We start from the raw sequence: 12,129 nt of genomic DNA, 5'->3' as shown, positions 1-12,129 counted from the left end.
TCTTTATTTAATGATTATATAATACACAAGGAGACTTAAAATTCCCTTAATTTTTAAATCAATCACTAACAATTTTCTTTAACAGCTGTTTGACCTGCAATACGTCCAAAAGTAAAGATATCCGTAAGCGAATTTCCTCCTAGACGGTTACCTGCATGGAGTCCACCTGCGACTTCTCCGGCAGCATACAAACCAGGGATAATCTGACCGTTTTCATTCAAAACGTGTGTTGAAGTATCAATCTTGAGTCCACCCATTGTATGGTGAACGGCCGGTTTTCTCGGTGTTGCGTAAAATGGCGCAACCTCACACTTGAGATCAAAACTACCTTTATTAAATTCAGGATCAAAACCTGCATCTACATAGGAATTGTAATTCTTAATCGTTTCCACTAGAACTTGTGGATCCACACCAATCTGAACCGCCAACTCTTCTATCGTATCTGCACGATAAAGAGTACCTGCTTTGACTTGGGCATCGATTTTTTCTTGGCTAGTATTGTAGGCAGTTTCCTTGATACGTTCATCTGCGATTAGATAGAACAAGCCTCCATTATCAATCGCCGCTTGAGATAGCTTGTCTCGGCTACCGTACTCATCTACAAAGCGCTTCCCTTCAGTATTTACCATGATGAAGTTTGCTGGAGGAACTTGAAGTCCTGAGAAAAGAGCTCCTGTCACTGGATCGGATACTGGCATCATTTGACTAAAGCCCATACCCACCAAATCTGCACCTACACTTTGCCCTAAAAGAATACCATCTCCTGTCACAGCTGGTGTATTAGATGTAGCAATATCATCTGCAATTTCAGTCCAGTAGGTATTGTATTTTTGTAGCATCTTGGTATTGGCACCAAATCCTCCAGAAGCTAGAACAACGGCATCTGCATTGACAATGATGGTTTGACCGTTTCGACCTTCTGCTCTGACACCCTTGACAGCCCCGTCTTTTACAAGCAATTCTTTAACTGGAGAATCTGTCAAAATCTTGCCACCATGTTCTAGAACATATTTTTGTAGGACAGATATAAAGGCATACCCCATTGGTTGAACCGGCTTATGGCCACGACGCCAAAGGGCTCCAACTGGCATTGTCACTTCGCTACGAACAAATTCAACGCCGATGTCTTCCAACCAACGAACAGACTCTAGGGCCCGTTCGGTTAAAACAGAAACCAAATCGTATTGGCCATGAATTTCATTCCCTTGTAAATCTTTTCGTTTCCCACCGATATAGGTTTGGATACGATAGAGCAAGGTAGAATCGAACAAATAGCTCGGGTCCTGCAAATACTGCTCAACCTCAACTTTCAAGGCTCTAAAGTCCTCTAGATATTCTGGATCAATCGTTGATTCATCTGTCGCAATCAATTCTTGAAGCGTATGTGCCTCACCTGGATGAGCTGCGAAGGTTCCTTGCCATGCTGGATCTGGTGCATTCATTGGACCACCTGCACGAACAGTATTTCCTCCAATTGCAGGAAATTTCTCAACAACAATTGGCTTCTTACCAGCTTGTAAGACTGCAGCCGCTGCAGCTAATCCAGCTCCTCCGCCTCCGACGATGACAACATCTGCCTGATAGGTCTTATCTTCTTTATCTAGGGCAGATGGCGCTTTTGAACGCTTCCGTAAAACATCTGGATTTGCACCGGCTTGTTTGACTGCACGCGCAACTCCATCTAAAACACCATTTGAAGTCACAGAAGCTCCTGACACCGCATCAACATTTAATGTTTGCCCCTCAATGATTTCTGCTGGAATACGGGTAAAGACGACATCTGCGATTCCTGAAGATTCTCCAGAAGAATCGATTTCGATTTTTTCAATACGGTCCTCAGAAACCGTTACATCCATCGGTAATTTACCATTATGGCCTTCAGTTGTAACATGGTAAGTCCCCGGTTCAAAGCGAACTTCTTCAGGAAGGTTTAGTTGGTTTGCAACGGATACAAAGCGAAGGAAGCGATAAAAACAACTATCTAGGAAATCAACGGTTCGCTCATCAATCAAATCTCCATTATCATCAAATGCTCGATGCGCTCGACCAAGTAAAAACTCACTACCTGGCATAACTGTTGCATTTACCCCAGGAGCATCCAAAATCTGACGAAGATGAAGTTGGGCTCGTGAAGAACCTTGAATATCGTAAGAAGCTCCGACAATCATTGTCGGCTTTCCGTCTAGCGGATGAATGTTAAAAGACAACCACTCGAGCAAGCTATTCAAACTTGATGGAATCGTATGATTGTGCTCGGGTGTCGAGATAATGACACCATCAGCTTTTGAAATAGCTTGATTAAACTTCTGAATAATAGGTGTATCTGTTTGATCATCTGTTTCATTGAACATTGGTACATCTGTTATCTCTAAAATCTCAATATCCGCTTTCTGAGCAAAATGTCTTTTCATAAATTGCAACAGGTTGCGATTATAGGATTTTTTTGCATTAGTCCCAACAATAGCTACTAATTTCATGGATTGTTCTCCTTTCTTGAAATACTTATGCTTTCAACCATTCTTCCCAAATGAAAGATTTCTTACGATTTGTATCTTCTGGTTTGACCAAAGCCTTTGTTAGTTCAACAAAATTTTGAAACTCTGAAAAATGTTCTTCTAGTTCTGCAACCTTTTCAGGATTGTTCAAATGACACTCATCATCTAGGACTTGCTCAGAATGACCTAGAAAGAACTCTGTACCCGGCATAACTCTCGCTTTAAGCTCCGGCGCATCTAAAATCTGGCGTAAATGTGCCTGCGCTCTAGAGGTTCCAAGCAAACCGAGAGAAGCACCAACAATCATCGTTGGTTTGTTAACCAAAGCACGACTGGTATAAGCAATCCACTCCAAAGCAGAGGCCAAAGGTGCTGGTATCGTGTGGTCGTACTCAGGTGTTGAAATAATCACACCATCTGCAGCAAGAATTTTTTCTGAAAAAGCTTGAACTTCAGCTGGCGCTAGCTTATCCTCAGGTTCGTTAAAGGCTGGCAATTGTTTGATTTCCAATACCTCAATGTCGGCTTTATCCGAAAAGTGCTTTTGCATAAATTTCAAGAGTTTCCGATTGGTTGAGCGATCTGAATTGGTTCCAACGATAGCAACTAGTTTCATCTTGGTACCCCTTTCATTTATTTAATCTACTTTCATTATACTACTTTAGAAAATCTTGTAAATCCTTGATAATAAAGACCGTGTTATTCTATCAGATTATCGTACTTTAGTACAAGTTCGTGAAAAAATTAACAAAATATCTTCGTAAACTATTGACCGGCTTCCTTAACTATGATATAGTCTTGGTGAAAAAATATACATTTAAGGAGGATGTTTTTATGAAAGAGACATTCAATCGTTGGCGGATTTTAGTCGCGTCTACAGCCATTCTTCTTTGCACAGGTGCCGTCTATTCCTTTTCTGTTTTTGCCGGACCACTTAGCAGTTCAACAGGCTGGTCCATGTCTGATATTATGTTAGCATTTGCTATCAACTCTGCAATCGGCCCTATCCCCATGATTCTTGGAGGTTATTTAGTTGACAAAGGTTACGTAAAATGGACCATCGCCCTCGGTGCTCTTCTATTTGCTAGCGGATTTTACTTAACCGGCTATGCCAATTCACCAGCCATGCTTTATTTGACCTATGGATTAATGGCCGGGCTTGGTCAAGGTTTTGCCTATTCAGGTGCCCTCTCCAATTCACTTCGCCTCTTCCCTGATAAACGTGGCTTAGCCTCTGGAATTCTGACAGGTGGCATGGGATTTGCCGCAGTCATCGCTTCTCCAGTCGCGAGCAATCTCATTCAACAACAAGATGCCTTCTTTGCTTTTCGTACAATTGGGCTAGTCTATATTGTTGTTATCATCTGTGCAATTTTCTTTATCAAGGCAGCTCCAAGTGGCTACCAACCAGCAGGCTGGAAAGCTCCTATCCCAACCAAACAAGGACCTACTAATAAGAACTGGAAACAAATGCTACAAAGTCCTCTGTTTTACATTATCATTAGCATGTTCTTTGTTGGCGCCTTTTCTGGTTTGATGATTGCCTCTCAAGCATCACCAATCGGTCAATCAATGTTTGGACTCTCTGCAGGCACTGCAGCTCTCTATGTCTCTCTTTATTCAATCGCAAACTCTAGTGGTCGTTTTATCTGGGGATCACTTTCTGATAAAATCGGCCGTTCAAAGACCTTATTGATTATCTATTCTGTCATTGTCCTAGCTTTATTCTCCCTAACTATCGTTCCTGGTCAATTCGGGTTTACCTTAGGAATTATTGGGCTTGGTATCTGCTTTGGTGGTGTTATGGGGGTCTTCCCATCTATCGTCATGGAAAATTACGGTCCTGCAAATCAAGGGGTCAACTACGGTATCGTCTTCACTGGATATTCTTTAGCAGCATTTTTCGCTCCCAAGGTCGCTGTTCAAATGGCAATGGCTAATAATGGAAATTATAGTGTAGCTTTTTATGTGGCTATTGCTTTGGCCTTCATTGGACTTATGCTTACTATTTTTTATATGAAAAAGAAAGCTTAAAACTCGAAAACTTCCTAGATAAGGAAGTTTTTTTGGTATAATAAAAGTAGTAATAGAATATTGGGAGGATTTACCATGGCAGACCGTTCACGTTTCTTACGAGATAACCCATCTGACTTCCCATATGATTTTGAAAAACAAATCTTATCCAAAACATCTCCTGACACAATCTATCATTGTCATCCTGAGCTAGAGATTATTTATGTTACAAAGGGTTCTGCCATCGTTCATATCAACTCAGAACGCTTTGAAAGTCGTAAAGGAGATATTTTTCTTATCCAACCGACCTCTCTCCATGCTATCTATTCTCACAAAGATCAAGAACTATTTTCTACCAGCTTTCGGATTCATCTAGATTATCTTGGTAGAAGTCAAATTGACAGCTTTAGCCAACGCTATATCCAACCCCTCCACTCTGGTCACTTTTGCCTCACTCCTCAAATATCACCAGGCGATAAGGCCTATGATCAAATTCAATCCTGCCTTCTTTCCCTCTTTTCTATCCTTGAAGAAAAAGGCATATACTACGATCTACTCATAAAATCTAAACTATACGAATTGCTTCATCTTCTCTTTAAGTATAGATACGTCAATCGACACTATACAGATGATACCTACCAAAAATACCAAAAACTAAAAGAAGTGATTTGCTACCTTGAACAGCACTACTCAGAACCCATTCATATTGAGCAACTGGCTGCAACATTTGGATATAGTAAAAATCACTTTATGAGTATTTTCAAGCTACATACTGGAGCCAGTTGTATGGACTACCTGCTCCAGTTACGTCTTGAAAAATCCTGTGAGAAACTCGTCCAAACCAACCTCAGCATTCAAGAAATTGCAAGCCAGGTCGGCTTCACCAACCTTTCAAACTTCAACCGTCAATTTAAGCAGCACTATCTCCTAACACCTAGACAGTATCGAAATCAACAACTTAAAAAGAAAACATGATTCTTTCTCCTTAGTCTTTTCTAAGGAGTTTTTTTAACAAAAAAGCCACCTGATTGGGTGGCTTCTTTAGGGAGATTATTATGAAAAAGAAAAGTTTAGGATTTCATTAAATAAAGTTAGGAGGTCTTTATTTAATGGTTATATGATACAAGATGAATCTTAAAGCTAACTTAACTTTTCTCCTGATTTATCATTTTTTTAAAAATTTTTTTCAAATGGATTTTTCCTCTCCAAGTCATAAAAAAGCCACCTGATTGGGTGACTTCTTTAGGAGATTATGATGAAAAAGAAAAGTTTAGGATTACATTAAACAAAGTTAGGAGGTCTTCATTTAATGATTATATAATACAGGAAAAGACTTAAACTTTACTTAAGAAAAAATGATTTTTTTATCTTTTTCTATCCACCCAAATCATTCCTGTACAATCATAAGTAGATAAGGTTTCAAATCCCAGAGAACGATAGAATCCCAAGGTTTTTTCTGTCTGATCGGTCACTAGTTGGACTTGATAGGCATCTTTGTAATCACCTAAAGCCTCTTTCATTAAGTCGCTACCAATCCCTTGGCGTTGATAGCTAGGCAAAACGATCAAATCCTGGACAAAAATCGATGAGAAACCATCTCCAACCAAACGGACCAAACCCACCACAGCATCTCCATCAAGTGCCAGATAAATCGCTAATGAGTGAGACAAGGCCTTCTCCAGCATCTGAGGTTGATGGGTATAATTTGTCCAACCGACAGCCTGATAGAGATGCAAAACATCCTCTAACTTGACAATTTCTTGCTTTTTAATAGTGATCATGTCAACACCTCTTAAAGTTCTCTCAAGCTCTTGTACTGTCGTCCATTTTTATCAAAATTTTCAGGAGCCAACCATGTTTCTAAACGAGCTTTGACTTGAGGCCAGTCCTTATCAATCATAGAGAGCCAATCCGTATCCCTCGTGCGCCCCTTATAAACAACTGCCTGGCGGAAAGTTCCTTCATAGACAAAGCCCAAACGCTCCGCGGCTCGTCTTGATGGGATATTTAGAGAATCACATTTCCACTCATAGCGACGATAGTTAAGCTCCTCAAACACATAGCGCGCCAAGAGATACTGGGCTTCTGTCCCTATTCGTGTTCCCCTTAGCTCTGGAGAAAAAATAACAGTCCCAACTTCAACTACACGATTATTTTGGTCGATGCGCATAAGCGAAAAGGTTCCCAAGGCCTTACCAGTTGCCTTGTCTATAATCGCATAGTAAAAACGGTCCTTACGAGCCAACATCTGATTTAAAACGGTAACCAGTTCCTCCATATCTGCCACTGGTTCCTGAAAGAGGTAGGTCCACATCTCCCGAGGAGTATCTGGGCCATAAACAGCTAGTAAATCCTCCGCATGCTTTTCTACCGAAAGAGGCTCTATCCGAGTGTAGCGCCCTTCTAAGAAATCAATGGAAGGCAATTCACCTGGTGTATAACCTTTCATTGGCTCACCAATTATCTGACCATATTCGTTTACTGGCATTGTTTTCTCCTTGTTTTACTTTTCAAACTTTATAATTGCACATAGTATATCATACTTTCATGAAAAAATTCAAAAAATCCTCCAGAGTTCAGCTCTGGAGGATTCCTATCTTATTTCACAACAATATTAACCAATTTAGTTGGCTTCAATAGTCCAGTGGACTATTGAAGGTGGCAGATAGAGATAATAAACTCGTTATTTAACGACGATATTAACGAGTTTGTTAGGTACCGCAATCACCTTCACGATTTCCTTGCCGTCAATTTCTGCTTTAACTTTTTCATCAGCCAGAGCGATTTCTTGCAATTCTTCGCGTGATAGGTCTTTAGCAACCATCAATTTGGAACGAACTTTTCCTTTGATTTGGACGACGATTTCGATTTCATCTTCAACCAATTTACTTTCGTCCCAAGTTGGCCAAGCTACATAAGAGATGGACTCACCTGTTGCAGCAACTGTTTGCCAGAGTTCTTCTGCCAAATGAGGTGCAAATGGGGCAATCAATTGGATAAAGCCTTTGGCGTAGTCCACATAGAGTTTGTCTTCCTTATTAGCAGCGTTGACAAAGACCATAAGTTGGGCAATGGCTGTATTGAATTTCATGGATTCGATTTGCTCAGTAACAGATTTAACGGTTTCATTGTAAACCTTGTCAAGAGCACCATTATTTTCCGCAACAATTTCTTTACTTGTAATCAAACGGTAAACACGATCTAGGAACTTACGGCTTCCTTCCAGACCTTCTTCTGACCAAGCGATGGAAGCATCGAGTGGTCCCATGAACATTTCATAGACACGAAGAGTGTCGGCACCGTATTGTTCCACCACATCGTCTGGGTTGACAACGTTCTTAAGAGATTTAGACATCTTGGCTGGTGCTTGCTCCAACTCTTCTCCTGTTTCCACATGGAAGAAAGAACCGTCACGTTTTTCAACCTTATCAGTCGCTACAAGAGCGCCACGGTGGTCACGGTAGCTTGTTCCCAAAATCATTCCTTGGTTAAAGAGTTTTTGGAATGGTTCCTTAGTCGGAACAACACCGATGTCATAGAGGAATTTATGCCAGAAACGAGCGTAAAGCAAGTGAAGTACAGCGTGCTCCGCACCACCCACGTAGATATCCACTGGCAACCATTGTTTGAGGAGATCCTCGTCGGCCAATTTTTCTGTGTTGTGTGGGTCGATATAGCGGAGATAGTACCAACTTGAACCAGCCCATTGTGGCATGGTGTTGGTTTCACGACGACCTTTGACACCATCTTCACGCGTCACTTCAAGCCAGTCGGTCAAGTTAGCCAATGGGCTTTCCCCAGTACCTGAAGGACGGATATCCTTGGTGACTGGCAAGACAAGTGGCAATTCACTTTCAGGAACAGCTGTTGAAGTCCCATCTTCCCAATGAATGATTGGGATTGGCTCACCCCAGTAACGTTGACGGCTAAAGAGCCAGTCGCGGAGACGGTAGGTAACCTTCTCTTGTCCACAACCTTTCTCTTCCAACCAAGCCACAATTTTAGCAATCGCTTCTTCTTTGTTCAGTCCATCTAGGAAGTCTGAATTGACATGAAGACCATCTTCAGTATAGGCAGCTTCTGCTACATTTCCACCTTCTAGCACTTCTACGATTGGAAGGTCAAATTGTTTGGCAAATTCCCAGTCACGTTGGTCGTGGGCTGGCACAGCCATAACGGCACCTGTTCCATAGCTCGCAAGAACATAGTCGGCGATCCAGATTGGAATTTCCTTACCATTGACAGGGTTGATAGCATAAGCACCAGTCCAAACCCCTGTTTTTTCCTTGGCAAGGTCGGTACGAGCCAAGTCAGACTTGAGGCTAGCTTGGTGTTTGTAGTCTGCTACGGCTTCAGCTTGTTCTGGACTGACGATAGCATCTACCAAATCATGCTCAGGCGCCAATACAGTGAAAGTCGCACCGAAAAGGGTATCTGGACGTGTCGTAAAGACGGTAAATTCCTTGTCAGTCCCTTTCACTTTGAAAGTTACATTAGCACCAGTTGATTTACCAATCCAGTTGCGTTGCATGTCCTTGATAGACTCTGGCCAGTCAAGATCATCCAAGTCATTAAGCAAACGCTCCGCATAGGCAGTGATTTTAAGCATCCATTGGCGCATCGGTTTGCGGACAACTGGATAGCCTCCACGCTCAGAAGTTCCGTCAGGAAGGACTTCTTCGTTGGCAATGGCCGTCCCCAATTCCTCAACCCAGTTTACTGGCACTTCCGCTTCATAAGCTAAACCTTTTTCGTAAAGCTTGGTGAAGATCCACTGAGTCCATTTGTAGTAGTTTGGATCTGTTGTGTTGACTTCACGATCCCAGTCGTAAGAGAATCCAAGCGCATTGATTTGACGTTTGAAGTTGGCAATGTTTTCCGCTGTAAATTCTGCCGGGTCATTCCCCGTATCCATAGCGTATTGCTCTGCAGGCAAACCAAAGGCATCCCAACCCATTGGGTGAAGGACATTGTAGCCTTGCGCACGTTTGTAACGGCTAAGGATATCAGTCGCTGTGTAGCCTTCTGGGTGTCCTACGTGCAATCCAGCTCCTGAAGGATATGGGAACATGTCGAGAGCATAAAACTTCGGTTTTGATGCATCTGTTCCTGTCTTAAATGTATGATGTTCTGCCCAGTAGCCCTGCCACTTAGGCTCAATTTCTTTATGATTGTAAAAACTCATGGTCTCTCTCCAATTTTGTGATGTTACTATTATACCATTTTTGAGGGAATTTGAAAGACGAGAAATGTTCTTTTAGACTTGGATAACAAGAAATACTGGGTCGCAAATCCAACTTATTTAACAGGAAAAAAAGTTAGCTCCTAATCGGAGCTAACTTCTATTGATTATTTGTCTCTTCCATCTTCTCACGTCCCAGTTCTCGATAACTACGGTCACCAACAACCTCAACGCTAAACTGACCGTCCTCATATTCAAGAATCGTCACGCTACCATTATCGAGGCCATGCGGATGCATACCATTGATCAGATAAACAATGGTACCAATCGTCATTCCATGGCTCACAACGAGGGCATTACCCCCACCTTGTTCTTCCATTTCTTTAGCAATCGCTTCAAAGCCTTCCTTGATTCGACCACTGAGTTTTTCCCAACCTTCAGCCCAGCCTGCAGTATCAACCTCTACCAAACCTTCTGCTAGTTCTGCATAGGACAACTGATGAACATGGTCTACATTGAAAATTCTCGGAATCAATCCCATAAAGAGGTCCCCATCATAGGCCCCATCAAAACTACCAAAGCACCACTCTCTGATGCGCTTGTCCATGCGGTAAGGGATTTTCCCCTGTAGTCCAAGTTCTTCTAGGATAATTCCCATGGTTTGAATAGTGCGACCTGAATCACTGGAATAAGCGCGGTCAAACTGCAAGCCAGACTCTCTCAAGCCAATTCCCAGTTCATGGATTCCCAACTCACCTTCTGCAGTCAGAGGTGTATCACTCCATCCTTGAGCACGTCCAATGGTGTTAAACATCGTTTTCCCATGACGGACCAAATACAATCTTACTTTAGACATTTTCTATCCTCCATTTTCTTCTATTATATCATGGATCAAAGAAATATTCGGCTTTCAAAAGCAAAGCCAACATTTGTAAATTATCCAAAAGAAAAGCTACCCTCATGGTAGCTTCCCTAGGAGATTATTATGAAAAAGTTTAGGATTTCTATTAAATAAAGTTAGGAGGTCTTTATTTAATGATTATAGTATACACAGTCATCCTTAAACTCAACTTAAATCCTCTCGCTTTTTTATTAATTTTTAAAACTATGGATTGGAGCTGGGATTTGCCCACCGCGAGAGATGAAATCAACAGACGAAGCCCCGTTGACCTTCATAACTGGAGCTGTCCCTAGCAAGCCTCCAAACTCAATCATATCGCCTTCTTTGCCCTTTGGAATAATACGGACGGCCGTTGTTTTCATGTTAATGACACCAATTGCCGCCTCATCCGCAATCATAGCTGCAATGGTTTCAGCAGGCGTATCTTCCGGAATGGCAATCATATCCAGCCCAACAGAACAGATAGCCGTCATGGCTTCTAGTTTCTCTAAATTCAGAGAGCCATCTTGTACCGCACCAATCATCCCCTCATCTTCAGAAACGGGGATAAAAGCACCTGACAAGCCACCGACTTGGTTACAAGCCATCACTCCGCCCTTCTTAACTTGGTCATTCAAAAGAGCGAGGGCAGCCGTCGTCCCATGCGTACCAACTGTTTCTAGGCCCATTTCCTCAAGGACACGAGCCACAGAATCGCCAACTGCAGGAGTTGGTGCCAAGCTTAGGTCGACAATCCCAAAGTCAACACCCAGTCTCTCGCTGGCCATTTGACCGACTAGCTGACCAATACGAGTAATCTTAAAGGCTGTTTTCTTGACCGTCTCAGCTACAACATCAAAACTCTGACCACGAACTTTCTCCAAGGCGCGTTTGACAACACCAGGACCTGAAACACCAACATTGATGATAACATCTGCTTCCCCAACACCATGGAAAGCCCCTGCCATAAAAGGATTGTCCTCAACAGCATTAGCAAATACGACCAACTTGGCCGCACCCATATCTGATAGCGCAGCTGTTTCCTTGATGATACGCCCCATATCAGCGACCGCAGTCATGTTGATACCTGACTTGGTCGAGCCAATGTTAACAGACGAACAAACCTTGTCTGTCTCAGCTAGAGCGCGCGGGATAGAATTGATGAGAATTTCATCACCTTTTTGATAACCCTTTTGTACCAAGGCAGAGAATCCACCAATAAAATCAACACCGATCTCCTTGGCAGCCTTGTCAAGAGCCTTTGCCAAAACAAGATAGTCCGTCGCATCAGTCGCTGCACCAATTAAAGAAATCGGAGTCACCGATACTCGTTTATTAACAATAGGAATCCCAAGTTCTGCAGCAATTTCGTCTCCTACAGCCACTAAATTTGCAGCTTTAGTGGTGATTTTTTGGTAAATCTTTTCAGCAGCACGTTCAATATCTGGATCAATACAATCCAAAAGGGAAATCCCCATGGTGATGGTTCTGATATCGAAGTTCTGCTCCTCGATCATGGCAATGGTTTCTGTAACTTGTCTAATATCCATAGCCACCTC

Annotated in this window: 9 protein-coding genes; 2 read left to right on the top strand and 7 right to left on the bottom strand. The window is 42.3% G+C overall.

Annotated elements, in window-relative coordinates; translation table 11 throughout:
* Positions 1–65: 65 nt before the first annotated feature.
* Together Q4443_RS07060 and Q4443_RS07055 are read right to left on the bottom strand one after the other, a co-directional pair.
* On the bottom strand, positions 66–2,477 hold the full coding sequence (locus Q4443_RS07060) for a flavocytochrome c (protein WP_000779593.1): 2,412 nt from the start codon (positions 2,475–2,477) through the stop codon (positions 66–68).
* Between the two features lie 25 nt (positions 2,478–2,502).
* Positions 2,503–3,111 carry an NADPH-dependent FMN reductase gene (locus tag Q4443_RS07055; RefSeq protein ID WP_049478933.1) on the bottom strand — a complete coding sequence of 203 codons (609 nt, stop codon included), beginning with the start codon at positions 3,109–3,111 and terminating at the stop codon, positions 2,503–2,505.
* 218 nt (positions 3,112–3,329) lie between these two features.
* Between Q4443_RS07055 and Q4443_RS07050 the strand changes: the two genes are divergently transcribed.
* Positions 3,330–4,529, top strand: a complete 1,200-nt coding sequence (locus Q4443_RS07050) for an OFA family MFS transporter (protein ID WP_049519212.1) — start codon at positions 3,330–3,332, stop codon at positions 4,527–4,529.
* A gap of 75 nt (positions 4,530–4,604) precedes the next feature.
* A complete protein-coding gene (locus Q4443_RS07045) occupies positions 4,605–5,483 on the top strand; it encodes an AraC family transcriptional regulator (RefSeq protein ID WP_049519214.1) in 879 nt (292 codons plus the stop codon).
* Between the two features lie 389 nt (positions 5,484–5,872).
* Here Q4443_RS07045 and Q4443_RS07040 read toward each other — a convergent pair whose 3' ends face one another.
* From Q4443_RS07040 to Q4443_RS07020, 5 genes are all read right to left on the bottom strand, one after another.
* Positions 5,873–6,289 carry a GNAT family N-acetyltransferase gene (locus tag Q4443_RS07040; RefSeq protein ID WP_000628400.1) on the bottom strand — a complete coding sequence of 139 codons (417 nt, stop codon included), beginning with the start codon at positions 6,287–6,289 and terminating at the stop codon, positions 5,873–5,875.
* 11 nt (positions 6,290–6,300) lie between these two features.
* Complete coding sequence (locus Q4443_RS07035; protein ID WP_049478934.1) at positions 6,301–6,996, bottom strand: GNAT family N-acetyltransferase; 696 nt, start codon at positions 6,994–6,996, stop codon at positions 6,301–6,303.
* A gap of 195 nt (positions 6,997–7,191) precedes the next feature.
* Positions 7,192–9,693, bottom strand: a complete 2,502-nt coding sequence (gene leuS / locus Q4443_RS07030) for a leucine--tRNA ligase (protein WP_049519215.1) — start codon at positions 9,691–9,693, stop codon at positions 7,192–7,194.
* Positions 9,694–9,850: 157 nt separating this feature from the next.
* Complete coding sequence (locus Q4443_RS07025; RefSeq protein ID WP_000049280.1) at positions 9,851–10,546, bottom strand: histidine phosphatase family protein; 696 nt, start codon at positions 10,544–10,546, stop codon at positions 9,851–9,853.
* Positions 10,547–10,782: 236 nt separating this feature from the next.
* The gene (locus Q4443_RS07020; protein ID WP_000354871.1) at positions 10,783–12,120 is read right to left on the bottom strand and encodes a PFL family protein; all 1,338 of its coding nucleotides are present in this window, start codon (positions 12,118–12,120) and stop codon (positions 10,783–10,785) included.
* Positions 12,121–12,129: the final 9 nt, after the last annotated feature.

Source organism: Streptococcus sp. GP0011 (assembly GCF_030546305.1).
In the GTDB taxonomy this organism is placed as follows: domain Bacteria; phylum Bacillota; class Bacilli; order Lactobacillales; family Streptococcaceae; genus Streptococcus.
Note: the sequence above shows the minus strand (reverse complement) of the source record. Positions and strands in the feature narration are given on the sequence as shown.